General features: G+C 64.0%; 23 protein-coding genes and 1 riboswitch. Of the genes, 17 read left to right on the top strand and 6 right to left on the bottom strand.

Translation table 11 applies throughout. The annotated features are described in order from the left end of the window. The first annotated feature begins 50 nt into the window (after positions 1-50). The 12 genes from ftsZ to EB230_RS26685 all read left to right on the top strand — a co-directional run bounded on the left by ftsZ (position 51) and on the right by EB230_RS26685 (position 14156). The gene (ftsZ, locus tag EB230_RS26740; protein WP_056565678.1) at positions 51-1082 is read left to right on the top strand and encodes a cell division protein FtsZ; all 1032 of its coding nucleotides are present in this window, start codon (positions 51-53) and stop codon (positions 1080-1082) included. Between the two features lie 206 nt (positions 1083-1288). Further along, the gene (locus tag EB230_RS26735; RefSeq protein ID WP_172374242.1) at positions 1289-2263 is read left to right on the top strand and encodes a sugar-binding transcriptional regulator; all 975 of its coding nucleotides are present in this window, start codon (positions 1289-1291) and stop codon (positions 2261-2263) included. A gap of 45 nt (positions 2264-2308) precedes the next feature. Continuing rightward, complete coding sequence (locus EB230_RS26730) at positions 2309-3754, top strand: extracellular solute-binding protein (RefSeq protein WP_172374241.1); 1446 nt, start codon at positions 2309-2311, stop codon at positions 3752-3754. A gap of 158 nt (positions 3755-3912) precedes the next feature. Beyond that, complete coding sequence (locus EB230_RS26725; protein ID WP_056565674.1) at positions 3913-4836, top strand: sugar ABC transporter permease; 924 nt, start codon at positions 3913-3915, stop codon at positions 4834-4836. Between the two features lie 9 nt (positions 4837-4845). Then, the gene (locus EB230_RS26720) at positions 4846-5703 is read left to right on the top strand and encodes a carbohydrate ABC transporter permease (RefSeq protein WP_056564414.1); all 858 of its coding nucleotides are present in this window, start codon (positions 4846-4848) and stop codon (positions 5701-5703) included. 2 nt (positions 5704-5705) lie between these two features. Beyond that, entirely contained in the window at positions 5706-6824 is a 1119-nt protein-coding gene (locus tag EB230_RS26715; RefSeq protein ID WP_056564411.1) for an ABC transporter ATP-binding protein, read from the top strand. Then, on the top strand, positions 6821-7945 hold the full coding sequence (locus EB230_RS26710) for an ABC transporter ATP-binding protein (RefSeq protein WP_056564408.1): 1125 nt from the start codon (positions 6821-6823) through the stop codon (positions 7943-7945). The genes EB230_RS26715 and EB230_RS26710 overlap by 4 nt, the downstream gene beginning before the upstream one ends. Further along, a complete protein-coding gene (locus EB230_RS26705) occupies positions 7945-9498 on the top strand; it encodes an FGGY-family carbohydrate kinase (RefSeq protein WP_056564405.1) in 1554 nt (517 codons plus the stop codon). Before EB230_RS26710 ends, EB230_RS26705 begins: the two co-directional genes overlap by 1 nt. A 10-nt stretch (positions 9499-9508) precedes the next feature. Continuing rightward, complete coding sequence (locus EB230_RS26700) at positions 9509-10549, top strand: 2-hydroxyacid dehydrogenase (protein ID WP_056564402.1); 1041 nt, start codon at positions 9509-9511, stop codon at positions 10547-10549. Between the two features lie 45 nt (positions 10550-10594). Beyond that, on the top strand, positions 10595-12112 hold the full coding sequence (locus EB230_RS26695) for a glycerol-3-phosphate dehydrogenase (protein ID WP_056564399.1): 1518 nt from the start codon (positions 10595-10597) through the stop codon (positions 12110-12112). Then, positions 12082-13170: a class II aldolase gene (locus EB230_RS26690; RefSeq protein ID WP_246738851.1), complete on the top strand. Its 1089-nt coding sequence runs from the start codon at positions 12082-12084 to the stop codon at positions 13168-13170. The genes EB230_RS26695 and EB230_RS26690 overlap by 31 nt, the downstream gene beginning before the upstream one ends. Before the next feature lie 44 nt (positions 13171-13214). Then, positions 13215-14156 (top strand): TIM barrel protein, encoded by a 942-nt coding sequence (locus tag EB230_RS26685; protein WP_056564395.1) that lies wholly within the window; start codon positions 13215-13217, stop codon positions 14154-14156. Positions 14157-14220: 64 nt separating this feature from the next. Here EB230_RS26685 and fba read toward each other — a convergent pair whose 3' ends face one another. After that, positions 14221-15285: a class II fructose-bisphosphate aldolase gene (gene fba / locus EB230_RS26680; RefSeq protein ID WP_056564392.1), complete on the bottom strand. Its 1065-nt coding sequence runs from the start codon at positions 15283-15285 to the stop codon at positions 14221-14223. Between the two features lie 265 nt (positions 15286-15550). Here fba and EB230_RS26675 point away from each other — a divergent pair, with 265 nt between their 5' ends. Genes EB230_RS26675 through EB230_RS26665 form a run of 3 tightly spaced genes read left to right on the top strand, consistent with a single transcriptional unit; the run spans position 15551 to position 17598 of the window. Further along, positions 15551-16321 carry a DeoR/GlpR family DNA-binding transcription regulator gene (locus EB230_RS26675; RefSeq protein ID WP_056564390.1) on the top strand — a complete coding sequence of 257 codons (771 nt, stop codon included), beginning with the start codon at positions 15551-15553 and terminating at the stop codon, positions 16319-16321. A 48-nt stretch (positions 16322-16369) separates the two neighbouring features. After that, positions 16370-17128 (top strand): triose-phosphate isomerase, encoded by a 759-nt coding sequence (locus EB230_RS26670; protein WP_172374240.1) that lies wholly within the window; start codon positions 16370-16372, stop codon positions 17126-17128. Between the two features lie 26 nt (positions 17129-17154). Next, on the top strand, positions 17155-17598 hold the full coding sequence (locus EB230_RS26665; protein WP_172374239.1) for an RpiB/LacA/LacB family sugar-phosphate isomerase: 444 nt from the start codon (positions 17155-17157) through the stop codon (positions 17596-17598). Between the two features lie 62 nt (positions 17599-17660). On the opposite strand, the gene EB230_RS26660 is transcribed toward EB230_RS26665, so the two are convergent. Then, complete coding sequence (locus EB230_RS26660) at positions 17661-18563, bottom strand: FadR/GntR family transcriptional regulator (protein WP_246738850.1); 903 nt, start codon at positions 18561-18563, stop codon at positions 17661-17663. An 81-nt stretch (positions 18564-18644) separates the two neighbouring features. Here EB230_RS26660 and EB230_RS26655 point away from each other — a divergent pair, with 81 nt between their 5' ends. Next, on the top strand, positions 18645-20570 hold the full coding sequence (locus EB230_RS26655; protein ID WP_172374238.1) for an autotransporter domain-containing protein: 1926 nt from the start codon (positions 18645-18647) through the stop codon (positions 20568-20570). Here EB230_RS26655 and dhaL read toward each other — a convergent pair. The 4 genes from dhaL to EB230_RS26635 all read right to left on the bottom strand — a co-directional run bounded on the left by dhaL (position 20548) and on the right by EB230_RS26635 (position 24278). Then, complete coding sequence (gene dhaL, locus EB230_RS26650; RefSeq protein ID WP_172374237.1) at positions 20548-21204, bottom strand: dihydroxyacetone kinase subunit DhaL; 657 nt, start codon at positions 21202-21204, stop codon at positions 20548-20550. The genes EB230_RS26655 and dhaL overlap by 23 nt on opposite strands. A 15-nt stretch (positions 21205-21219) precedes the next feature. After that, entirely contained in the window at positions 21220-22233 is a 1014-nt protein-coding gene (locus EB230_RS26645) for a dihydroxyacetone kinase subunit DhaK (RefSeq protein ID WP_171883326.1), read from the bottom strand. Between the two features lie 70 nt (positions 22234-22303). Beyond that, positions 22304-22777, bottom strand: a complete 474-nt coding sequence (locus EB230_RS26640) for a 6,7-dimethyl-8-ribityllumazine synthase (protein WP_172374236.1) — start codon at positions 22775-22777, stop codon at positions 22304-22306. A 77-nt stretch (positions 22778-22854) separates the two neighbouring features. Further along, positions 22855-22999, bottom strand: a riboswitch (FMN riboswitch). A gap of 85 nt (positions 23000-23084) precedes the next feature. Then, positions 23085-24278 (bottom strand): MFS transporter, encoded by a 1194-nt coding sequence (locus EB230_RS26635; RefSeq protein ID WP_172374235.1) that lies wholly within the window; start codon positions 24276-24278, stop codon positions 23085-23087. A 48-nt stretch (positions 24279-24326) separates the two neighbouring features. Between EB230_RS26635 and EB230_RS26630 the strand changes: the two genes are divergently transcribed. Continuing rightward, a complete protein-coding gene (locus EB230_RS26630; protein WP_172374234.1) occupies positions 24327-24866 on the top strand; it encodes an Lrp/AsnC family transcriptional regulator in 540 nt (179 codons plus the stop codon). The last annotated feature ends 5 nt before the right edge of the window (positions 24867-24871 follow it).

Below are 24871 nucleotides of genomic sequence, written 5' to 3'. Positions count from 1 at the left end.
CAATCCGCGGGTGGGTCGTGAAGCGCGCAATTGGCGAAGGAGAAGCAGGCATGGCCGAGTTCAAGAAGCCGGAAATCTCCGAGATGAGACCCAAGATCACCGTTATCGGCGTCGGTGGCGGCGGCGGCAACGCCATCAACAACATGATCGCGGAGCAGCTTCAGGGAACCGAATTCATAGCCGCCAACACCGATGCCCAGGCGCTGACCATGTCGAAGGCGACGCGGCTGATCCAGCTTGGCGCGCACGTCACGGAGGGGCTGGGCGCGGGATCGCTGCCCGAGATCGGCCGCGCCGCGGCCGAGGAATCGCTCGACGAGATCATGGACCATCTGGCCGGCACGCATATGTGTTTCGTCACCGCCGGCATGGGCGGCGGTACCGGCACCGGCGCCGCACCCATCATTGCGCAAGCGGCGCGCAAGGCCGGCATCCTGACGGTGGGGGTCGTCACCAAGCCCTTCACTTTCGAGGGCAGGCGCCGCATGCAGATGGCCGAAGAGGGTATCGAGCGACTGCGCGAAAGCGCCGACACGGTCATCGTCATCCCGAACCAGAACCTGTTCCGGATCGCCGATGCCAAGACCACATTCGCCGATGCCTTCGTCTTCGCCGACCGGGTGCTTTATTCCGGCGTCAGCTGCATCACCGATCTCATCGTCAAGGAAGGCCTGATCAATCTCGACTTCGCCGACGTCAAATCGGTGATGCGCGGCATGGGCCGCGCCATGATGGGAACCGGCGAGGCGTCAGGCGAAAGCCGGGCGATGAAGGCGGCCGAAGCCGCGATCGCCAACCCGCTGCTCGACGAAGTATCGATGAAGGGTGCCAAGGGCGTCCTGGTCTCGATATCGGGCGGCCGCGACATGACCCTGTTCGAGGTCGACGAAGCCGCCACCCGCATTCGCGAGGAGGTCTATGAAGACGCCGACATCATCGTCGGCGCGATCTTCGACAAGAGCATGGAAGGCCGGTTCAGGGTTTCCGTCGTGGCGACCGGCCTCGATAGGGCGATCGGCGCGGAGGATCTGGGCGTCGCGCACGACCGCGCCATGCCGTCCGCCGCAAGGACCTTGCAGTAGATCTTTTTCCTTCGAATTGACCGGCCACCGGGCAGGCGGCCTGCGAAGTAACGCAGGCGCGGCGCACTCGCGCGCGCTCTCCGTGTCCCTGGGCGGCCAGGAGCCCTTTTGAACCTCCGTGCACGACGGGGGAAGGCTGGCGCTTGACTCTGATCGAGTCGTGTGAAAAATTTTGCAACAACTGATAAAAATATCAAAGGGTGGAAATGGTAGGGTTTGGCAACGGCCTCCTGCGCGACGACGAAACCAGCATGGCGACGCGCGCCGCGTGGCTTCACTATGCCGGCGGCCTTACCCAGTCCGAGGTCGCCAAGCGGCTGGGGCTGACCAGCCTCAAGGCCCATCGCCTCATCACCAAGGCCAACCAGGAAGGGCTGGTGAAGGTCTATATCGACGGCGAAGTCTCCGAATGCGTGCAGCTCGAGGACGAATTGTCCCGCCGCTACGGCCTCGATTATTGCGAGGTGGTTCCGGATTTCGATTCCGAGGATCTGCCGCTCAAGGCGCTCGGCATTGCCGGCGCGCAGTTCCTCAAGCGCGAGATCGAGCGCGGCGAGGAGGCGCTGATCGGTGTCGGCCATGGCCGCACGCTGACCGCCTGCGTGGAGTATCTGCCGCGCACCTCGACCGACAAGATCCGCTTCGTCTCGCTGCTTGGCGGCCTGACGCGGAAATTCTCGGCCAACCCGCATGATGTCATTCACCGCCTGGCAGAACGCACCGGCGCCGAAGCCTATGTGATGCCGGTGCCGATGTTCGCCAATACCGCCGAGGACCGGACCGTGCTGCTCGGGCAGAAGGGCATCAGCGAGGTCTTCGATCTCGCGCGCTCCGCCGACCTCTTGTTCGCCGGTATCGGCACCGCCGAGCGCGAGGCATCGCTGGTTGCCACCGGCATGATCGAAAAGGGCGAGATGGAGGAGATCCGCCGCAATGGCGGCGTCGGCGAATTGCTCGGTCATTTCTTCGACGAGGCCGGCAAGGCGGTGGCTACCACCGTTTCCAACCGGGCGCTGGCGCTGACGCGGGAGGACATTGCCAGCCGCCGGATCGTCGCCGTCGCCGGCGGCAAGATCAAGGTTCGCGCCATCAAGTCGGTGCTCGAAGGCCGCTATCTCAGGGGCCTGATAACAGACGAGCGGACGGCGCGATCGCTCGTGGAGGAGACGCCGGTCGGGTAGCCGGCATCAGTTTGGTTGAAACTACCCTGTGGAGGAGAAGACGAAATGCATGAGAAAGAGAAAGACCTCATAGACGCCTTCCTGCGTGGACAGGTCGACCGTCGCGGACTGATCAAGGGCCTGGGTGCGATGGGCCTTGCGGCCGGCACCGCCGGCACGCTGCTCAATCTGGGGCAGACCCGCGCACTCGCCGCCGATTTCGACTGGCAGGCGCATAAGGGCAAGACCATCAAGCTCCTGCTCAACAAGCATCCCTATGCCGATGCGATGATCGCCGACCTCGAGAACTTCAAGAAACTGACCGGCATGAATGTCGTCTACGACGTGTTCCCGGAAGACGTCTATTTCGACAAGGTCACGGCGGCGCTTTCGGCAAGCTCGCCCGAATACGATGCCTTCATGACCGGTGCCTACATGACCTGGACCTATGGTCCGGCAGGCTGGATCACCGACCTCAACGAATGGATCAAGGACCCGGCCAAGACCAACCCGAACTATGCTTGGGACGATATCCTGCCGGGCGTGAAGTCGTCCTGCGCCTGGAACGGCAAGCCGGGCGGTGCGCTGGGCTCCGAAGACGCCAAGCAGTGGTGCATTCCGTGGGCTTTCGAACAGAACAACATCACCTACAACAAGGGCATGTTCGACAAGGCCGGCGTCGGCGTTCCCGGCAATCTGGATGAGATGATCACCACCGCTGCCAAGCTGCAGAAGGACATTGGCGGCGGGGTCTACGGCATAGGCGTTCGTGGCTCGCGTTCCTGGGCGACGATCCATCCGGGCTTCCTGTCGGCTTACTCGAATTTCAACGAGAAGGACCTGACTGTTTCCGCAGATGGCAAGCTCGCGGCCGCGATGAACACGGCCGGCTCCAAGGCCTTCCACGCCAAATGGGTGAAGATGATCCAGGAGAGCGGCCCCAAGGACTGGTCGACCTACACCTGGTACCAGGTCGGCACGGACCTCGGCGCCGGCGCCTCGGCGATGATCTTCGACGCCGACTGCCTCGGCTACTTCATGAATGGCGGCGACAACAAGATGGCCGGCAAGCTTGCCTATGCCGCCTTCACCGCCAATCCTGAGGCCAAGGCCTCGACGCCCAACATCTGGATCTGGTCGCTGGCGATGTCCAACTTCTCGAAGGACAAGGACGCGACCTGGTACTTCCTGCAATGGGCCTCCGGTCCTGAGCACGGACTGTTCGGCGCCACCAAAATGGATTTCGTCGATCCGGTCCGCCAGTCGGTCTGGAAGGACGAAATGTTCCGCGAGAAGCTGAACAAGAGCTATCCGGGCTACGTCGAGATGTTCGACGCCTCGGCGGCCGGTGCCTCGATCAAGTTCACGGCGCAGCCGCTGTTCTTCGACCTCACCACCGAATGGGCGGCGACGCTGCAGAAGATGGTGGCCAAGGAAGTGCCGGTCGACGAGGGCCTCGACAGGCTTGCCGAAAGCATCAACGGCCAGCTCAAGGAAGCCGGTCTCGGCTAGGCCGGACCCCGGAGACTGGCCTGCTGCGGCAGGCCAGTCCTGCCCACCATTTCAGGACTGCGATGCGGCACCGCGAGGTTGCCGCCAACTCGCCCACCGGCCGTCCGGCTCCCTCGGGCGGCCGGCAGGGCGAAGCAACAGGGATCACGGAGCAGCGGATGACCGCCGTCACAACCCAAAGGACCGGGCCATCCGGCTTCAGGATCAGCAAGCGGGTGCTGCCCTACGTGCTCAGCCTGCCGGCCTTGCTTGTCTGTATAGGCATACTGATCCCGTTCCTGACCTCGGTCGTCTATTCGTTCCAGCGCTATCGGCTGAGCCAGCCCTGGGCGCGGCAGTTCAACTGGGGCGACAACTACATCTCCTTCTTCACCGATCCGAAGTTCTGGAACACGCTCAAGGTCTCGCTGCTCTATGCCGGCACCACCGTCGTGCTGGAACTGCTTCTCGGCCTTGCCATCGCCCTGCTGCTGCAGAAGCGCTCGACGCTGAACAACTTCATCTCGATCATGCTCCTGATGCCGCTGATGACGGCGCCCGCGCTTGCGGCATTGATGTGGAAGCTTATGACCAATCCCGGCTTTGGCGTCTTGAGCTATCTCGCCAGCCTCATCGGGCTGCAGGATTTCCGCTGGGCCTCGTCGCCGTCCACGGCGCTGTTCACCGTCGTGCTCGTCGACATCTGGGTCTACACGCCCTTCATCATGATCCTGCTGCTCGCGGGCCTGCGCAGCCTGCCGACGCAGCCCTTCGAGGCGGCGGCGCTCGATGGCGTGCCGAGGAGCTTTGTCTTCTTCCGCATCACGCTACCGATGCTGACGCCCTACATCCTGACGGCGACGTTGTTTCGCCTGCTCGATTCCATCCAGCAGTTCGACATCATCTATGCCATGACCCAAGGCGGGCCAGGCGACACGCTGACCGTCTTCCAGGTCGAGGCCTATCTCAACTTCTTCCAGTCGACCAATGTCGGCCGCTCGGCGGCACTGATGATCATCCTGTGGGCGATCACCTACTTGCTCTCCAACATCTTCATCAAGAACTGGCTGCGGCTGCGCGAACGCGCCCGTGGCCAGGCATAGGAGGCCGGGATGGAACATACCTCGCTTCTCGAACGCATCCTGCGTGGCATAGCCCTGACGCTGGTCGTGATCTTCTTCATGTTCCCGATCGTCTGGATCTTCATGATGTCGTTCCAGACCAACGAGACCATCTTGCGGATCCCCCCGCAGCTTGTCTTCGAGCCGACGCTCGCCAATTACACGGCGCTGATCACCGGCAAGCTGATGACCGCCGCCGGCACGCTCGACATCGCCTTCATGCGCAATCTCTGGAATTCGGTGTTCCTGTCGGTGACCTCGGTCGCGGTCTCGCTGCTGCTCGGCGTGCCGGCGGCCTACGCCTTCGCGCGCCATAAATTCCGCGGCTCGGAGGACATCGCCTTCACGCTGCTGTCGTTCAAATTCGCGCCGGCGCTCCTGGTGCTGTTGCCGCTCACCCTCTATTTCCAGAAGCTCGGGCTCGCCAACACCTATATCGGGCTGATCTGGGTCTACCAGCTGATCTGCCTGCCGCTGATCCTGTGGATCGTGCGCGGTTATTTCGAGGATATCCCGGCCGACATCGAATATGCCTACCGCATCGGCGGCCATTCCTGGTTCGCCACCTTCCGCAAGATCGCGCTGCCGCTCGCCGGTCCCGGCATCGCCGCCGCCGGCCTGCTCGCCTTCATCTTCGCCTGGAACAATTTCGTCTTCGCGTTGGTGTTGGCGTCGGCCGACAAGCAGCCCGTGACGGTCGGCGCGCTCGCCTTCATCACCTCCTCGGGCATCCAGTACGGCCAGATCTCGGCGGCCATCGTGCTCTCGATCACGCCGACACTGGCGCTCGCCCTCTATGCGCAGCGCTATCTGGTCGAAGGCCTCTCGCTCGGCGCGGTGAAAGGATAGACATGGCCAGCCTCGAACTCAGAAACATCGTCAAGCGCTACAAGAGCCAGACCGTCCTCGACAATCTGTCGTTGACCGTCGCCGATGGCGAAACCCTTGTGCTGTTCGGACCCTCTGGCGCCGGCAAGACGGTGCTGCTGCGGCTGGTCGCCGGGGTCATCGATCCCGATGAAGGCAAGATCTTCATCGGCGGCGACGACATGACAGATGTGGATGCGGAATTCCGTGGCGTCGGCATGGCTTTCCAGAATTTCGCGCTGTTTCCGCATATGAGCGCATTCGACAACATCGCGACGCCCTTGGAAGCCAAGCGGTCGTCACCAAGCGCGATCAAGGCCGGCGTCGAAAGCGTCGCCAAGCTGTTGAAGATCGGCCATGTGCTCTCCCACAAGCCGCGCGCGCTCTCCAACGGCCAGAAGCAGCGTACGGCACTTGCCCGCGCGCTTGTCGGCTCGCCGCCGCTTCTCCTGCTCGACGATCCCTTGCGCAATGTCGACGCCAAGCTGCGCTTCGAGATGCGGCTGGAACTGCCGCGCCTGCTTGCCGATCGCGGCGCCACCGTCGTCTACGTCACCCAGGACTACAAGGAAGCCATGGCGCTTGGTGACCGTATCGCCGTCATGTCCCAAGGCGTCATCAGGCAACTCGGCACGCCTGAGCAGATCTATCGAGAGCCGGCCAATATCGAGATCGCTCGGCTGTTCGGCGACCCCACCATCAACCTGCTCGACGTCAAGCCCGCGCGGGATACCAGGGGGATTTATGTCGGCCTGTCCAATGTCCAGGTCCATCTGGCCGGCGCCTATGAGACGGCGGTCGGCCGCGACTGCGTGATCGGCCTGCGGCCCGAAGCGCTGAGCTTCGTCGAGGAAGGCATCCCGGGCGCCATCCCCGTGACGGTCGAGGCCGAGACGCCGCTCAACGAAAAGATCGTCACGCTGGTGCGCACCGTGCGCGGCCGCGAGATCCTGGTTTCACGCCCGGCCGGAACGCCCGGCCGCAGCGAAGGCAAGGCTCATATCGCCGTCGACGGCAAGAGCGCCTTGCTGTTCGATCACGCCAGCGGCGAGCGTATCGGCTCGAAGAACGTTGTCGCTTTGCGCAATGGAGAAGCGGCATGAGCCAGAGCGCACTCGCCATTTCGGGCGTCGACAAGTTCTATGGCCCGATCGACCGGGGCGTCCACGCGGTCAAGAACCTGACCATGGAAATCGCCAAGGGCGAGATCGTGGCGCTGCTCGGTTCGTCCGGCTGCGGCAAGACGTCCACGCTGCGCATGATCGCCGGCTTCGAAGAGGTCTCGCGCGGCGCGATCGCTGTTGGCGGCCGACAGGTGCACACCTTGCCGCCGGTCAAGCGCAATGTGGCGATGGCTTTCGAAGGCTATTCGCTCTACCCGCCGCTGACCGTGCGCGAAAACATGGCCTTCGCGCTCAAGGCGGCAAGGCTGCCGAAGAGCGAGGTCGACGCCAAGGTCGCCAGCATCGCCAAATTGCTCGAGATCGAGGACATACTGGAGCGCTATCCAAGCTCGATCTCCGGCGGTCAGCAGCAGCGCGCCAGCCTCGGCCGGGCGCTGATCCGCGAGGCCGATCTGCATCTGCTGGACGAGCCGATGGGACAGCTCGAACCGCAGCTGCGCGCCGTGCTGCGCGGCCGCATCAAGCACTTCATCAAGGAGCGCGGCCTGACCGCGATCCTGGTCACCCACGACCAGACCGAGGCCAACGCGCTGGCCGATCGCATCGCGGTGATGGAGGGTGGCGTGCTGCAGCAGTTCGACACGCCGGACAGGATCAAGGAGCGCCCGGCCAACCTGTTCACCGGCACGTTCGTCGGCGAGCCGCCGATGAACGTCTTCGAGGCCTATGTCGCGACAGCCGCCGGTCGCATCAATCTCAGGCTGCCCGACGGCCTTTCGCTCGACTACGACAAGGACGCCTTCAGCGCGCCGGTTCGCGATCAACTGCTCAGCCGCGAGCGGGTTGTCATCGGCATCAGGCCTTATGCGGTCCGGCGCTCGAAGGAAGGTGTTCCCGCCAGGGTTTCGGCCAACCAATGGCTCGGCGACCAGACGCACATAGCCGCCGACTTCGCCGGCGGCTCGCTGGTGCTGGTCGAGCATGATCGCACCCGCCTGGATCTTGGCGCGCCGATCAATGTCAGCATCGATCCGAAGAACCTGCATGTCTTCGACCAGGCCAGTGGCAAAGCGATTTCGCACGGCATGGAGCTTGCGTGATGCGCGACATACTGATCGGCATCGATGCCGGCACCTCCGTCATCAAATCCATCGCTTTCGACACGGCGGGCAGGCAGATTGCAGCCGCGGCACTGCCCAACCACTATGAAACGCTGCCGGGCGGCGGCGCCGAACAGGATTTGGCGCGCACATGGAGCGATGCCGCCACGACATTGCGCCAGCTCGCCGACAAGGTGCCCGATCTCGCCAGCCGGACGGTGGCGATCGCGGTGACAGGGCAAGGCGATGGCACCTGGCTGATCGATGCCAAGGGCGAGCCGGTGGCCAAGGGCTGGCTCTGGCTCGACGCGCGCGCCGCGGCCATCGTCGAGGAGATCCGTGCGCGTCCCGAGGACCGGCTTCGCTTCGAAAAGACCGGCAGCGGGCTTGCCGCCTGCCAGCAAGGTTCGCAGTTCGTCTTCATGAAGCGCACCATGCCCGAAATGCTCGGCAAGGCGGCGACCGCCTTCCACTGCAAGGACTGGCTCTATTTCAAGCTGACCGGCGAACGCGCCACCGATCCCTCCGAGGGAACCTTCACCTTCGGCGATTTCCATACTCGCGACTATTGCGACGATGTGCTCGACGTGCTCGGCGTCGCCGATCTCAGGCATCTGCTGCCGCCGATCGTCGACGGCACCAGGCACGGCACCGGGCTGTCGCAGGCGGCGGCCGGCGCCACCGGCATGCTGGCCGGTACGCCGGTGGTGCTCGGCTATGTCGACGTCGTCTGCACCGCGCTTGGTGCCGGCCTGCTCGACCGCGAGCGCAAGCCCGGCTGCTCGATCATCGGCTCGACCGGCATGCATATGCGGTTGGCCGAGACACCCGACGATGTACAGCTGAACGACGCGGCGACGGGCTACACCATGGCGATGCCGGCGCCCGGCGTGTTCGCGCAGATGCAGTCGAACATGGCGGCGACGCTCAACATCGACTGGGTGCTTGGCCTTGCCTCCGGCATCCTCGCCTCCCAAGGCATTTCGCGAAGCAATGGCGAGATGATCGCGCTGGTCGATGCCTGGATAGCGGCCTCGCAGCCCGCCTCGCTGCTCTATCAGCCTTATGTGTCGGAGGCGGGGGAGCGGGGGCCGTTCGTCGATGCCAATGCGCGGGCGGGCTTCGTCGGCATCTCCTCACGGCACGGCTATGCCGACCTCGTCCGCGCCGTCTTCGAGGGCTTGGCCTTCGCGGCGCGTGACTGCTACGCCGCCATGGGGCCGTTGCCGCGCGAAGTCCGCCTGACAGGCGGCGCGGCCAGGAGCCCGGCACTGCGCAAGATCCTGGGTGCGGCGGTCGGGGCCGACATCCGCACCAGCGCGCGCGAGGAGGCAGGAGCGGCTGGCGCGGCGATGATCGCCGCTGTACGTGTCGGTCTCTACCCGTCCATGGACGAATGCGTCGGCGAATGGGTGACGCCGCTGCTTGGCGAGGCCGAGCCAAGCGATCGCAGCCTCGCCGCGATCTACGACAAGATGACCCCATCCTACATGTTGGCGCACCAGGCATTGCGGCCGGTCTGGCGCGCGATGGCTTCAGTGCAGGCAAGTTGAGAAATCGAGTATGCGTAAGAGAATAGCGATCATCGGCGACAACTTCATGCTTCCGGAGGTTTTTCGCGCCAAAATCGAGAAGGTCGCGAGCGGCGACCTCGATATCAGGACATTGCAGACGGCCTGGCCCGACGAGCCGATGGAGTTCGGCGATCCGGCGCTCGGCCTCGACAAGATCAAGGAGTATTTCGGCCACCCCGACGAGGTCGTCGATTTCATCGGCGATGCCGAAATCCTTGTCACCCAGTTGGCGCCCCTGTCGGACGGCATGATGCGGCGCCTGCCGGGTCTCAAGCTGGTCGCGGTTTCGCGCGGTGGCCCGATCAACATCGACATGGCCGCGGCCAAGGCGCACGGCATCACCGTGGTCAATGTGCCTGGCCGCAACGCGACCGCGGTGGCCGAGTTCACCATCGGCGCCATCCTGGCCGAGACGCGGCTGATCCGGGTCGGCCACGAGGCCTTGCGCAAGGGCGAATGGCGCGGCGATCTCTACCGCGCTGACCGCACCGGTCGCGAACTCAACGAAATGACCGTCGGTGTCATCGGCTACGGCAATATCGGCACCAAGGTCGTCCGCCTTTTGCGCGCCTTCGGTTGCCGTGTCCTCGTTTGCGACCCTTATGTTCAATTGAGTGTCGACGACCGCAATGCCGGCGTCGAACTCGTCGCGCTGGACGATCTGCTGTCCCGCTCCGATGTCGTCACGCTACATCCCCGGGTGACCGAGGAGACGCGCGGCATGATCGGCACGGACACTATCGCGCGGATGAAGCCGGGAGTGATCTTCATCAACACCGCGCGTGGGCCGCTGGTCGACTATGACGCCCTCTACGAGGCGCTTGTTTCAGGCCAGATCGCCAGCGCCATGCTGGAGACGTTCGCGGTCGAGCCGGTGCCTGCCGACTGGCCGTTGCTGCAGCTCCCCAATGTAACGCTGACGCCGCACATTGCCGGCGCTTCGGTGCGCACCGTCACCTATGCCGCCGAACAGGCCGCCGAAGAGGTGCGCCGCTACCTCGCCGGCCTGCCTCCGGTCAATCCATGCTGAGGCAATGGCCATGACGCATCAAATCGGCATCGAGGCCATGGCGACATGAGCGGTGGCGCTGAAATCGTCGACCTCTTCGTCATCGGCGGCGGCGTCAACGGCGCCGGCATTGCGCGCGATGCCGCCGGCCGCGGCCTTTCCGTCATCCTGTGCGAGAAGGACGATCTCGCCGAAGGCACCAGCTCCCGCTCGGGCAAGCTCGTCCATGGCGGCCTGCGCTATCTCGAATATTACGAATTCCGCCTGGTGCGCGAAGCGCTGATCGAGCGCGAGGTGCTCCTGGAATCGGCACCGCACATCATCTGGCCGATGCGCTTCGTGCTGCCGCATAGCCCGGACGACCGGCCAGCCTGGCTGGTGCGGCTCGGCCTGTTCCTCTACGACCATCTCGGCGGCCGCAAGCGGCTGCCGGCGACGCGCACGCTCAACCTGCGCACCGCGCCCGAGGGCGCGCCGATCAAGGACGCCTTCCGGCGCGGCTTCGAATATTCCGATTGCTGGGTCGACGACGCCCGCCTCGTCGTCATCAACGCGCTCGACGCCGCCGAGCGCGGCGCCAGGGTTTTCACCCGCACCGCCTGCACCGCCGCCCGCCGGGAGAACGGCCTGTGGGTTGTCGAGATGCAGGACGGCAGGACGGGCATCAGGACGATGGTTCGGGCCCGCGCGCTGATCAATGCCGCCGGCCCCTGGGTCAACGACATCGTCAACCGCGTTGCCGGCCAGAACTCCAGGCGCAATGTCCGCCTGGTCAAGGGCAGCCACATCGTCGTGCCGAAATTCTGGGAGGGGCGTCAGGCCTATCTCATCCAGAACAGCGACAAGCGTGTGATCTTCATCAACCCCTATCAGAACGATCTCGCCCTGATCGGCACCACCGACATTCCCTATGATGGACGGCCTGAGGATGTGGCGGCGGACGGGAGCGAGATCGACTACCTGATCAGGGTGGTCAACCGCTATTTCAAGCGCGGACTTGCGCGCGGCGATGTCGTCTATTCGTTCTCCGGCGTCAGGCCGCTCTACGACGACAATGCCGACAACCCCAGCGCCGTCACCCGCGATTACATTTTCGAGCTCGACGCACCGGACGGGCAGGCGCCGCTGCTCTCTGTCTTCGGCGGCAAGATCACCACCTTCCGCAAACTGGCCGAGCATGCGCTGGACAGGATCGCCCCGTTCTTCCCCAAAATGGGCAAGCCGTGGACCGCGAAGGCGCATCTGCCCGGCGGTGACATCGCCAATGCCGATTTCGAACAGTTTCTTGGCGACCTCGGACACGAGTATCCTTGGATACCGGCATCGCTGCTCAAGCATTATGGTCGGCTCTACGGCACCAGGACACGAGCTTTGGTTGGCGCGGCCCGTTCGATAGATGAACTCGGACGCTGCTTCGGCAAGGACTTCTTTGAGCGCGAGGCCAATTATCTCTTCGACCGGGAGTGGGCTTTGACGTCGGCCGATATCCTGCAGCGGCGCACCAAGCATGGCCTGCATCTGTCCGCCGAGGAGAGGACGGCTTTCGAGCACTGGTGCGCGAACCGGCTGGCGAAGGCAGGCTGATGGGGGGGCTCGTCAATACTGGAACCAGTGAATTCCGCATGCTGCGCTCCTTGTCGGCCAGTATCGGCGCCGATCCGCTGCTGGTCCAGGGCGCCGGCGGCAACACCTCCATCAAGCAGGCCGGCGTGCTGTGGATCAAAGCCTCGGGCACCTGGCTGAAGAACGCGCGCGACGATGAGATCATGGTGCCGGTCGCGCTGGCGCCACTGCTGGACGCCGTGGCGCAGCGCAGCCCGGCGGCCGAGACTGCCGGTCAGTTCACGCTGGCGGACCTCAATCCTCGCCAGCTGCGGCCCTCCATCGAGACGACGGTACATGCTCTGCTGCCGCAGAAGATCGTCGTCCACGTCCATTGCGTCGAGACGATCTCGATCGCCGTGCAGGCCAATGCCGAAGCCCTGCTGGAGGAACGCCTGCGCGGCCTCGATTGGGCCTTCGTGCCCTATCGCAGGCCCGGCTTCCCGCTGGCGCAAGGGATCGCCGAGCGGCTGAAGCCTGCGACCAACGTGCTCGTGCTTGGCAATCATGGGCTGGTGGTCGCCGCCGACACGGTCGCCGAAGCGGCCTTGCTTCTACAACGGGTGACCGGGCTGCTCGCGAGGCCGCCGCGGCCGGCCCCAGCCCCCGATCTCGACGCTTTGCTGAGGCTCGCCGCCGGCAGCGACTACCGGCTGCCGGCGTCGGCCGCCGCGCATGACGTCGCGACCGACCTCGCCAGTTGCCGCATCGCGGCTTCCGGCAGCCTCTACCCGGATCATGTCATCTTCCTTGGCGTCGGCTCGGTGATCGCCGGTCCCGGAGAGAACGCGGCGGCGATCGTCGCCCGCACCGCAGCCGCGCCGACGTCCCTCCTGTTTCCCGGCAAGGGCGTGCTGATGCGCCGGGACGCCAATGCCGGCGCCGAGGCGATGGCGCGTTGTCTGGCCGACGTCGTCGCCCGCGTCGATGGCGCGGCGCGCGTCAATTATCTCAGTCCTAAGGAGAATGCCGAACTGTTGAACTGGGACGCCGAAAAATACCGCCAGCAACTCAACCGCGAGGGGGCGACGTTGCAATGACGGCACTGTTCGCCACCAGCCAACGCTGAAAGAGGGAGCGCGCCTTGGCCTTCACGCTCTCCCTCAACACCAATCCGCTGGTGAACCGTTTTGCCGATCCGGCTGACCTGATCGACACCATCGCCTACGACATTGGCATCCGGGACGTGCAACTCACGCATGAATTCGTCAATCCGGGTTGGCCCGCGGCGACGATCGTCAAATTCGTCCGCCTGTTTCGCGGCGCACTCTCCCGCACCGGCGTGCGTGTCACCTCCGGCATGACCGGCCCTTACGGCCGGCTCAATCATTTCGGCCACCCCGACGCGGATGTGCGCCGCTACTATGTCGACTGGTTCAAGACCTTCGCCGACATCTCGGCCGAGCTTGGCGCCAGCGGCATGGGCACGCAATTCGCCATCTTCACCCATCGCGACTTTGACGATCCCGAACGCCGCGCCCAGCTGTTCGACATCGCGCTGGACTGCTGGCGCGAGGTCGCCCAGCATGCCCGCGCGGCCGGCCTGAGCTACCTGTTCTGGGAGCCGATGTCGGTCGGACGGGAGTTCGGGCACACCATCGAGAACTGCCGGCTGTTGCAAGACGCGATCGACGCCGCGGGCATGGCCATTCCGCTCGAGATGATGGTCGACATCGACCACGGCGACGTCACATCAAGCAATCCGGCCGACATCGACCCCTATGCCTGGGCCGGGGCCTTTCCCAGGAAGTCGCCGATCATCCACATCAAGCAGTCGTCGATGAACAAGGGCGGCCATTGGCCCTTCACATCAGCCTACAACAGAGACGGCCGCATCACGCCGGAAAAGCTGCTGGAGACGGTGCGGCGTGGCGGCGGCACCGACAACGAGATCTGCCTCGAACTGTCGTTCCGTGAGCGTGAGCCGGTCGACCACCAGGTGGTGGCCATGATCCGCGAGTCCGTCGACTATTGGGCGCCGTTCATCGAGACAGGCAGGCCCAGCCTTTTGCCAAGGGCCGAATAGAGATCGGGCAGGAGCCTGTGTGGCTCCTGCCCGAAGATGAAGCCAGGTTTTCGGTCGGTGGCACTCAGCCGAATTTCGGGTCGAGGCTGCCTGATTTGTAGCGCTTGGCCATCTCCGAGACCGGCAGCGGCTTGATCTTCGGCGCGTTGCCGGCGGTGCCGAACTGCTCGAAGCGCTCCTTGCAGAGCTTGCGCATCGCCGCCATCGCCGGCGTCAGATATTTGCGCGGGTCGAACTCGCTCGGGTTTTCCGTCAGCACCTTGCGGATCGCGCCGGTCAGCGCCATCCGGTTGTCGGTGTCGATGTTGATCTTGCGCACGCCGTGCTTGATGCCGCGCTGGATTTCTTCCACCGGCACGCCCCAGGTCGGCTTCATCTGGCCGCCATATTTGTTGATGATCTCCTGCAACTCCTCCGGCACGGAGGACGAGCCGTGCATGACCAGATGCATGTTGGGCAGGCGGCGGTGGATCTCCTCGATGACGTTCATCGCCAGCACCGCGCCATCCGGCTTGCGCGAGAATTTGTAGGCGCCGTGGCTGGTGCCCATGGCCACCGCCAGCGCATCGACATGAGTGTCCTTGACGAACTGTACAGCCTGCTCGGGATCGGTCAAAAGCTGGTCGTGGCTGATCGCGCCTTCGACGCCGTGGCCGTCCTCCTGCTCGCCGCCGCCGCTCTCCAGTGAGCCCAGCACGCCGATCTCGCCTTCGACAGAGACGCCGCCCCAATGCGCCATGTCGACGACGCGCTTGGTGATGCCCGAATTATAGGCGTAGTCGGCCGGCGACTTGCCGTCCTCCTTGAGTGAGCCGTCCATCATCACCGAGGTGAAGCCGTACTGGATCGCGGTGACGCAGGTGGCTTCGTTATTGCCATGGTCGAGATGCATGCAGACCGGGATGTCGGGGTGGATCTCGACCAGCGCGTCGATCAGCTTGGCCAGCACCACGTCATTGGCATAGGCGCGCGCACCGCGGCTTGCCTGCAGGATGACAGGCGATTTGGTCTCTTCCGCCGCCTCCATGATGGCGAGGCCCTGTTCCATGTTGTTCATGTTGAAGGCCGGCACGCCATAGCCGTATTCGGCGGCGTGATCGAGCAATTGTCTCAGTGTGATGCGAGCCAACGAATAGTCTCCCGTATCTGGTTTCGAACCTGTGGTTGCGGACTGTCCGCGCATCGTCCAGCCCCCGATGCTTCTGGCCGGATTTCGGCGCAACCGCAACCGTGACGGACCGTCCCGGCCGCAATTCTTGTTACAGCGCCGCGATCAGGGCAAGCGAAATATCCCAAGAAGTTGTCCCATTATCACAAAATGTCTGTCACTTTTGCGACGATAGGTGTTATCATTTGAGTTCGATCAGGGAGCCACGCGTTGGCGGTCAGCGGCAATGAAGAGCGATATCAGGCGTCAAGGGATCATGGAGTTTCTGATGGACGCCGGTCAGGCCGGCGTCGACGACTTGGCTTTGCTCTTTGGCGTCTCCAAGATGACCGTGCACCGCGACCTCGACGAGCTTGAGGAAAGCGGCTTCTTGCGCAAGGTGCGCGGCGGCGCCTCGATCCAGCCGAGCGGTTTGTTCGAAAGCGATTTCCGCTACCGCCAGAAGCAGGCGACCGAGGAAAAGCAGCGCCTTGCGGCTGCCGCCGTGGGCATGATCGAGCCCGGCCAGACCGTGATCATCGACGATGGCTCGACGGCTGGCGGCATTGCGCGGCATCTCGCCGATCTGCGGCCGCTGACCGTGATCACCAACAATCTGGCCGTCATCCAGGATCTGGCAGGCGCGGGCGGCATCAGCCTCATCGCGCTCGGCGGCCAGTACAGCAAGAAGTTCCACGGCTTCTTCGGCCTGCTGGCCGAGGCGTCGCTCAAATCGCTGCGTGCCGACGTCGCCTTCCTGTCCTCCTCCGCCATTCACGGCGCTTCCGCCTTCCACCAGGACCAGGAAGTGGTGCAGGCCAAGCGGCTGATGATGGCGGCGGCGACCCGCAAATATCTGCTGGTCGATCACGGCAAGTTCGGCCGCACGGCGCTGCACTTCCTCACCGATCTCAGCGCGTTCGACGCGGTCTTCACCGGCCGCGCGCCCGAGCCGGCGATGCGTGCCGCGCTGGATGCCGCCGGCGTGTCGCTGACGGTGATCGACAAGGGATCATGATCCCGAAGGCGTCAACTGATCGCTGGACAAAAGCAAGGAGCAGTACGCGTGGTTTACTGGGTCGGCACAAGCTGGAAGATGAACAAGACGCTCGCCGAGGCGATGGCTTTCGCTGAGCGCCTGACCGGTTTCATCCCAGGCTTCGATGACCGCATCCAGCCTTTCGTCATCCCGCCTTTCACGGCGGTGCGCGAGGTCAAGCAAGCGCTGTCGGCGACGCGCGTCAAGGTCGGCGCTCAGAACATGCATTGGGCCGATGCCGGGGCCTGGACCGGCGAGATCTCGCCGCTGATGCTGAGGGATTGCGGACTCGATCTGGTCGAGCTCGGCCACAGCGAACGGCGCGAGCATTTCGGCGAGACCGATCATGCTGTCGGCCTGAAGACGGCGGCCGCCGTGAAGCACGGATTGATACCGCTGATCTGCGTCGGCGAGACGCTGGCCGAGCGTGAAGGCGGCAAGGCCGATGCCGTGTTGAGCGCCCAGGTCGAGGGCGCTCTGCAATTCCTCGAGGGCGAGGCGAAGGGCGCGAAAATCCTGTTCGCCTATGAGCCTGTCTGGGCGATCGGCGACAGGGGCATTCCGGCCGGCTCCGACTATGCCGACAAGCAGCAGAGGTTGATCAAGAAGGTCGCCGGCGGCCTGCTGCCGTCCGTGCCGCCCGTGCTCTATGGCGGCTCCGTCAATCCCGGCAATGCCGCCGAGCTGATCGGTCAGCCCAATATCGATGGGCTCTTCATCGGCCGCTCCGCCTGGCAGGCGGATGGCTACATCGACATCCTCGGCCGCGCTTCGGCGGCGATCTGAAATCATCCAAACACGAAAGGGAAACCATGAGAATAGCCATCGGAGCCGACAGCGCCGGCAAGCCGCTGCTCGATGTCATCGCCGCACACCTTGCCACCAAATCCGGCCTGAAGGTCAGTGATCTCAGCCAGGCCGGCTACTATGCCGACCTCTCGCAAAAACTCGCCCAGACCATCATCGACGGCGAGAACGATCGCGGCATCCTGTTCTGCGGCACCGGCATCGGCGTATCGATCTCTGCCAACAAGGTGCCGGGGATCCGCGCCGCGCTCACCCACGATACTTATTCGGCCGAGCGCGCCGTGAAATCCAACAACGCCCAGATCATCACCATGGGCGCCCGCGTCATCGGCCCGGAATTGGCCAAGGCGATCGTCGACACGTGGCTTGCCTCCGAGTTCGACGAAAAGGGGCCATCGGCGGGCAATGTCGAGGCGATCAACAGGCTCGACGCGGTGAAGCCTGCATGAGCCGCGGGCCCGTGGCATAGCCGGGCGGGCTTGTTCCGCGCCGTGCATGCTGCGATGCCGGCCTACTTCTGTCTGCCGAGCCTGGCGGCGAGGGAACGCCGCACATCCTCTTCCGCTCCGTCCAGCAGGTCGATCAGCACCTTGCTGGTGGCTACCGAGTCGCGCTTTTCGATATTCTCGACAATCTGCCGATGCAGGCTGAGCGAATGGCGCTGACCGGCTGGGTTGTCGTCCGAAAGCCGGAAGCTGATCACCAGCGCGGTCTCGATCAAAGCGGCGAGCGAACCGATCAACTCGTTGCCCGACATGTGCAGGATCGCCTGGTGGAAAGCCAGATCCGGCACAGCGAAACGTTCGCCGTCATCACCGGCCTGTTCCATCTCTTCGAGGATTGCCCGCAAATCGGCGATCTGCTCCGGGCTGGCGCGCTGCGCCGCCAAGGCCCCGGCTGTCGGTTCGATCGCGCGGCGCAGCTCGAACAGGGAACGTGCCTCCTCTGCTGTCGTTCTCGAGCCGAAGCGCCACAAGAGCACATCGGGATCGAGGAAGTTCCAATACTTGCGCGGGCGCACCCTGGTCCCGGTCCGGGGGCGCATTTCCACCATGCCCTTGCCAGCCAGAACCTTGACGACTTCACGCAGGCCCGTGCGGCTCGCGCCATAGGAGGCGCTCCAATCGTCGCCATTCGGCAACTGGTCGCCGGGAATCAGTTCGCCACGCACGATGCTGAGGCCGATCTCATTGAGCAGTCTGCCGTGAAGACCGGAATGCGACGAGCCGGCCATGCGCGACGTCATCCGGGACGCCCGAGAGAGAGGGGCTGAATTCTTCATACTATTCCAATTATTCATATGATTGTCACGTCCCCGCCCTAGTGAGCACATCGTTGAACTCTCCACCAGAGCGATCGACGAACCACAGCGCAGATAGCACCCGAAGAGCCACAAAACCTCGTGTCTTGCCATCGCCGGCGATTGCCAGCGTCGTTGGTCGATGTCGTGCGCGTCGAGCCGTCGATTACAAACACCAACAGGAACGCGTCAGAAATGTCTTCCAAGATGATCGATCACGCCAGCAAAGCCGCCCTCAAGGGGACGGCCTGTCTTCCGAAAACCATAGCCTCCTGCATCGTTCTGTCCAGCGCGCTCGCCATGACATCGGTGCCGGCGTTTGCCGTCGAACCCTGGATCATGGTCGAGAAGACGACCTTCACCGGCGACGCGATATCCGCGAAGCAACAGGGCGTGACGACGGACGGCACGAACTGGTATTTCTCCGGCACCAATATTCTCGAGCGCACTGACAGGAACTATAACCCGTCCCTGACTGTCTCGCCCGCCATTCCCGATGTCCTCAAGCTTCCGTCCCAATATTCCGATATCGGGCTGAACCACATCGGCGACATCGATTATGCCGACGGGCTTCTCTATATTTCGCTGGACTCGAGCCAGCGCGACCCAGTCACCGGGGGCAAATACGAAAACCCGGTTTTCGCGGTGTATCGCGCGAGTGACCTGAGCTTCACCGGTCAGGCATTTTCGCTCAATCCGCCCCATGGCATCCATGATATTGCCAGCTGGGTGGCCGTCGATGCCAAGAACGGCCTCGGCTACGGCATGGCCTATGAGAACGCGACGGAGATAGCGGTCTACAATCTGTCGGATTGGAGCTTCAAGGAATACATCCCGCTGACGCACACCATCGACCAGGCACAGGGCGGCAAGCTTCTGGACGGCTGGATGTATTTTTCGACCGACAATGACCAGAAGATCATCTACCGGGCGAACCTCAAGACCGGCGAAGTCGAGAATCTGGGCAATCTGAACATCGGCCGCGAACAGGAAGTCGAAGGGCTTTCCTTCAACCAGACGAAGGACGGTTGGTCGATGTACATCCTCAATCGGGAAGCGCTGGAGAGTGACCCCACCGTGGAGGCGGTCGGTTTCTATCGCTATCTGCGTCCCTATGGAAACGCGCTTTCCGGCGAGATCCACACCGACATCAGCGGCGCTCTGGTGGAGGACAGCCGCTTCGCGCGGGATGCCGCCAGCAGCCGAATTCGCTCCGCCTTCGATGCGGTCTCCGCACCGGTCCTGACAACCGCCAGCATCGATGCCGGCGGCGTGCATGCCGCGCCCGCCAATGCCGATGGCATCGTGATCTGGAGTCAGGCGCTGGCAATGACGGGCGATACGAACGGTTCCGGCGATGCCGCGGCCTTCGGCCGCAACACGACAGGGTTCATCGGTGGCGCCGACGCACCGGTTGGAAGCTGGCGGCTTGGCGTGCTCGGCGGTTACAGCCATTCGAGGTTCGATGTCACCGACCGGGCTTCATCCGGTTCGAGCGACAACTACAATCTCGGCGTCTATGCCGGCACGCAACTGGGACAGTTCGGTTTCCGCGCCGGCGCGATCTATGGCTGGCATGACATCGAGACCAGGCGCAGCGTGGTCTTTCCTGCCTTCAGCGAACAGGTCTCCGCCGACTACAATGCCACGACGGCGCAAGCTTTCAGCGAACTGGCCTACCGGTTCGACATCGGCCACAATGCCTTCGAACCCTTCGCCAACCTCGCCTATGTCCATCTGAACACCGATGGTTTCGCCGAAACCGGCGGCGCGACTTCGGCGCTGACGGCACAGAAGGCGACGACCGAAAACACCTTCTCGACATTTGGCGTTCGCGCTTCGACCCAGTTCGACACGGGGGTGACCGGGGCCGCCCTGCACGGCATGCTGGGCTGGCAGCACGCCTACGGCAACGTCGGCCCGACCTCCGATCTGGCCTTCAACACCGGAGCATCCTTCACCATTTCGGGCGTGCCGATCGCCAGGGATGCCCTGGCCGTCGAAGCCGGGTTCGACGTTCTCCTGTCGTCCAATGCCAAACTCGGCGCATCCTATTCCGGCCAGATCGCCAAGGACGCCCAGGGACATGCCGTCAAGGTCAGCTTCGATCTGAAGCTATAGGGCCGACACTGTCGCGTATCGCGCTGATCACGGTGACGGCCGACGCCGCCCCCGGGTCGACGTGCCCGAGTGATCGCTCGCCGAGCCGCGAGGAGCGGCCCTTGGCGGCGATCATGTCCTTGGTTGCTTCCGCGCCGCGCCCGGCGGCGGCAAGGGCCGCTTCGAGGCTCTGAGCCAAGTTCTTGCCGGCAAGATTGGCCGCGGCCGCTGCTTCGGCCGCCGGCTGCCAGGCATCGACCATCGTCTTCTCGCCAGGTTCCGCCTTGCCGCGATCCTTGATGCCTTGCGCCATTGCCTGGAACAGGGTGATGAAGTCCGCCTCCGCCAGCGTCGCCTTGCCCTTGGCGGCGGCGGCGGCGCGCATGAAGGCCGTTGCATAAAGCGGACCCGAGGAAGCGCCGACGGCATTCAGGAACGATTTCGCCGCCGTGTTGAGCAGCGCCGTCGGCTCGATCGAGGCAAGGTCGAGTGGCGCCAGCGCATCGCGCACGGCGTTGAAGCCGAGCGCCATGGCAATGCCGTGGTCGGCGTCGCCAATGACCCCGTCAAGCTGGCAGAGCCTGTCCCTGTCGGCCTCGATCGCCACCGCGATCGTATCGAACATTCTTTTCAAGTCGGCGGCATCGATGGTCACGGGAACGCTCCTTCGTCAGCCGGCACGGAACATGGCGCAGTCGCAGGGGTGGTCGAGCATGATCTGCAGCTCCTCGTCGAGATGAAAAAGCGTCACCGAGGCGCCGGCCATTTCCAGCGAGGTGCAGTAGTTGCCGACCCAGGTCGCGTGGATCGAAACGCCGATGTCGTCGAGCCGCTGCTTGACCCGGCGGTTCATGATGTAGAGTTCCATCAGCGGCGTCGAGCCGAGCGAGTTGACCAGCACCGCGACCTTGTCGCCGCGCTTCGGCGCCATCTCGGCGAAAATCCTGTCCAGCATCTCGTCGGTGATTTCGTCGGCGCTCCCAAGCTTGCCGCGAGCGATGCCGGGTTCGCCATGGATGCCCATGCCGATCTCCATTTCGTCGGCGCCGATCTCGAAATTCGGCCGCCTTGTCTGCGGCAGCGAGCAGGGTGACAGTGCCACGCCCATGGTGAAGGTGTGGTCGTTGGCCTTGCGCGCGATGCGCTCGACCTCGTCCAGGGAGAGCATGAGGTCGCAGGCGGCGCCGGCCGCCTTGAAGATAAAGAAATTGCCGGCGACGCCGCGGCGCTTCTGCCGCTGGTCGCGCGGCGCCGAGGCGACGTCATCGGTGGTCAGCACCGTGCGCACCTCGATGTCGTCCATCGCGGCCATCTCGGCCGCCATGTCGAAATTCATCACATCGCCGGCATAGTTGCCGTACATGAATAGCACGCCGGCGCCACCGCTCACCGCCTTGGCGCATTCCAGGATCGGATCGGGTGGCGGCGAGGCAAAGACGTTTCCGATGGCCGCCGCGTCCGCCAGTCCCTTGCCGACAAAGCCTAGAAAGGTCGGTTCGTGGCCGGAGCCGCCGCCGATGACCAGCCCGACCTTGCCGGGCCGCGGCCCGTCGCGGGCGATGATCGAGCGCGGGCTGCCGTCCGCGCTCATGAGGTGGCGAGGATGCGCGGCGAGGATCCCTTCGAGCATCTCGTCGACGGCGCGGTTGCCGTCATTGATGATCTTCTTGGTCTGCACCGGCATCCTCCCCGAACTCGGTATTTTCGCAAATACTACCGGGTGTTATCGCGATTTCCACCCGGCCGGGAAGATTTCATGCCGCGATCTTTTCCCGGGCGGCGAGAATCTGCACGCAGGCGTTGGCCGCTTCCTTGCCCTTGATCGTGAAGTGCTCGAAGAAGAAGCGGTGATGCTCGGCGCTGTCGTGAAAATTGTGCGGCGTCAGCACCGCAGAAAGCACCGGCACACCGGTCGACAGTTGCACGTTCATCATGCCGTCGATGACGGCGCCGGCGACGAACTCATGCCGGTAGATGCCACCATTGACGACGAAGGCCGTGCCGAGGATCGCGGCATAGCGGCCGGTCTCAGCCAAGGTCTTGGCGTGCAGCGGGATTTCGTAGGCGCCGGGCACATCGAAGACATCGACGGCGAAGCGGTCGCCTCCTAGTTCGGCGAGTTCCGTTTCGAAAGCCCTTACGCACTGGTCGACGATATCGGCATGCCAGCGCGCTCGAATGACGGCGATGCGGGTTGTTTCATAGTCTTTGTGGGAATGCTGATTCATGGGTCCATCCTTCCGTTTCGAACCAGAATCAGGACGCACGACACGGAATCCGGCCCGCCGATGCGGTCCGTCTTCCGTTTCGTCCTCTTTCATCCGGACTCTAACCGTCGGCTCCGGATTCACACCGGATCTGCTGACCTTTCCAAACTGGAAAGCGCTCGCGGGCTTGGGTTTGAGACCCTTACCGCCGGTGGGGACTTTCACCCCGCCCTGAGAACATTAACGGGCTTTTGTATGGAGGGGCGGGGGTGTCACTGTCAACCGGGCGAAAGGCCGGTGGCCAATCACGTTCCGTCGACTGGAGCAATCACGTAAAAGAAGCGATCTGTCGCGTGCGCCACGCTGCCGCCGCTGCGGCAACCAGCATCAGCAGTGCCGCAACCATCGCGCAGACCGCAAAGCCGAAGCTGGAATAGAGCGGCCCGAAACCGGTGGTGCCGACAAAGACCGCCAGATAGGTTACCGAGCTGTTCAGGCCCATGATCGTGCCACGCCGTGAGGGATCGAGCGCCGAAAGGCTCATCACCAGGACATTCAGTCCGAAATGATTGGCAAGCCCCCAAACCGCCACCATGGCGAGCGTCAGGCCGAAACTGTGGCTGCTCGCGGCGATCGCGACATAGACGATGGCGACTAGAAGATAGGCGAATGGCATGACGCGGCGTGCGCCCAGGCGATCGATCACCCCGTCGAGGAGAGCAGCCGTGCCGAAGCCGATGCCATAGGCAAGGGCTACCCATCCATTGGCGCTCACCGGTTTGCCAAGTCCGCTGTGCAGGTGGTCGCCGAGATAGCCATAGACACCGTAGAAGGCGGTCATGAAGGCGGCGCAAGCGATGAGAAGCGGCACGATGCCGGGAATGCCGAGCGCCGCCAGCGGCGTCGGGGCCGGGCCGCTCTTCCTGATGTCGCTCAGCGAGGTCATCGTGAGACTGGTCAGCGCCAGCATTGCCAGTACCGCGACGGCCGCGAAGACGGCGCGCCAGTGCACGAGATCGGCAAGCACGGCCGAGAGCGAAACACCGGCCACCATGCTGAGCGTCCATCCGGTCAGCACGACGCCGATGGTCCCGCTTTCGCGGCCGGGCGGCGCGATCGCCGCCGAACTCGCATAGATCGCCGGCATGGCGACGCCGGCGGCAATACCTGCGACCAGCTGGGCCGCGACCAGCACGGTCAGTATCGGTGCGGCCGCGCTGGCAACCAGGGCCATGGCCAGCAACAGCAATGCCCCCTGCAGCATCCGGCGGGCGCCGAGCCGGTCGATATAGCGGGCCAGGAACAGGGCACTTGCCGAGGTCCCGAGCCCAAAGGCGGCCGCCGCGATCATCACGGTCGGGACGCTGCTCGCGAAGGACGACGCCACGGCCGGGGCTATCGGGCCCAGGACCAGCGAATTCGAGCCGATCACGGCGATGCATCCGGTCAACAGATAGGCGAGGGCCGGGATCGGCGGCCTGGCATCCGTTGGCAGGGCTGTTACTTGATTGCTGTTCGACATATGGCCATAATGACCGTATTAAATTCTGTGGCAATCAGGATTGTCGATATGGATGAAGAAACAGATACCATTCCGCGGAACACGCCGGCGCCCCGCGATGTCGACGAAATTGACAGAAAGATATTAGGCGTTCTCGTCGACGATGCCACGGTCAGCTATGCGGAACTCGGCGATCGGGTCGGGCTTTCGCCGCCAGCCGCGCATGAGCGGGTGAAGCGTCTTCGGCGCAGCGGCGCCATTCGCGGCACAGCCGCGATCATCGACCCCAAGGCGGTGAAGAAGCCGCTGCTGGCCTTCGTGCATATCGACACCAGGGGCTGGGGCAAGACCCCGGAGCTGATGGCGGTTTCGCAATATCCGGAAGTCGAGGAAATCCACACCGTCGCCGGCGACACCTGCATGTTGCTGAAGGTCCGCACCGAAGACACGCGGGCGCTGGAAGGCCTGCTCGCTCGCCTCTACGAAACGCCCGGCGTCACCTCGACCCGCAGCTATGTGGTGCTGTCGACCTATCTCGAGCGCCCGGTGCAGCCCGGCGTCACCACGCAATGGCCAACGCCCAACCACATGAGCAAGCCGCTGTACTAGCCGGC

The sequence above is a fragment of the Mesorhizobium sp. NZP2234 genome, assembly GCF_013170765.1.
In the GTDB taxonomy this organism is placed as follows: domain Bacteria; phylum Pseudomonadota; class Alphaproteobacteria; order Rhizobiales; family Rhizobiaceae; genus Mesorhizobium; species Mesorhizobium loti_D.
Note: the sequence above shows the minus strand (reverse complement) of the source record. Positions and strands in the feature narration are given on the sequence as shown.

Bases quoted from the DNA above. Each gene is read 5' to 3' on its own strand.
- ftsZ (WP_056565678.1), top strand. From the start codon at position 51: ATGGCCGAGTTCAAGAAGCCGGAAATCTCCGAGATGAGACCCAAGATC.
- EB230_RS26735 (WP_172374242.1), top strand. From the start codon at position 1,289: ATGGTAGGGTTTGGCAACGGCCTCCTGCGCGACGACGAAACCAGCATG.
- EB230_RS26730 (WP_172374241.1), top strand. From the start codon at position 2,309: ATGCATGAGAAAGAGAAAGACCTCATAGACGCCTTCCTGCGTGGACAG.
- EB230_RS26725 (WP_056565674.1), top strand. From the start codon at position 3,913: ATGACCGCCGTCACAACCCAAAGGACCGGGCCATCCGGCTTCAGGATC.
- EB230_RS26720 (WP_056564414.1), top strand. From the start codon at position 4,846: ATGGAACATACCTCGCTTCTCGAACGCATCCTGCGTGGCATAGCCCTG.
- EB230_RS26715 (WP_056564411.1), top strand. From the start codon at position 5,706: ATGGCCAGCCTCGAACTCAGAAACATCGTCAAGCGCTACAAGAGCCAG.
- EB230_RS26710 (WP_056564408.1), top strand. From the start codon at position 6,821: ATGAGCCAGAGCGCACTCGCCATTTCGGGCGTCGACAAGTTCTATGGC.
- EB230_RS26705 (WP_056564405.1), top strand. From the start codon at position 7,945: ATGCGCGACATACTGATCGGCATCGATGCCGGCACCTCCGTCATCAAA.
- EB230_RS26700 (WP_056564402.1), top strand. From the start codon at position 9,509: ATGCGTAAGAGAATAGCGATCATCGGCGACAACTTCATGCTTCCGGAG.
- EB230_RS26695 (WP_056564399.1), top strand. From the start codon at position 10,595: ATGAGCGGTGGCGCTGAAATCGTCGACCTCTTCGTCATCGGCGGCGGC.
- EB230_RS26675 (WP_056564390.1), top strand. From the start codon at position 15,551: ATGAAGAGCGATATCAGGCGTCAAGGGATCATGGAGTTTCTGATGGAC.
- EB230_RS26665 (WP_172374239.1), top strand. From the start codon at position 17,155: ATGAGAATAGCCATCGGAGCCGACAGCGCCGGCAAGCCGCTGCTCGAT.
- EB230_RS26660 (WP_246738850.1), bottom strand. From the start codon at position 18,563: ATGGCAAGACACGAGGTTTTGTGGCTCTTCGGGTGCTATCTGCGCTGT.
- EB230_RS26655 (WP_172374238.1), top strand. From the start codon at position 18,645: ATGTCTTCCAAGATGATCGATCACGCCAGCAAAGCCGCCCTCAAGGGG.
- EB230_RS26645 (WP_171883326.1), bottom strand. From the start codon at position 22,233: ATGCCGGTGCAGACCAAGAAGATCATCAATGACGGCAACCGCGCCGTC.
- EB230_RS26640 (WP_172374236.1), bottom strand. From the start codon at position 22,777: ATGAATCAGCATTCCCACAAAGACTATGAAACAACCCGCATCGCCGTC.
- EB230_RS26635 (WP_172374235.1), bottom strand. From the start codon at position 24,278: ATGTCGAACAGCAATCAAGTAACAGCCCTGCCAACGGATGCCAGGCCG.
- EB230_RS26630 (WP_172374234.1), top strand. From the start codon at position 24,327: ATGGATGAAGAAACAGATACCATTCCGCGGAACACGCCGGCGCCCCGC.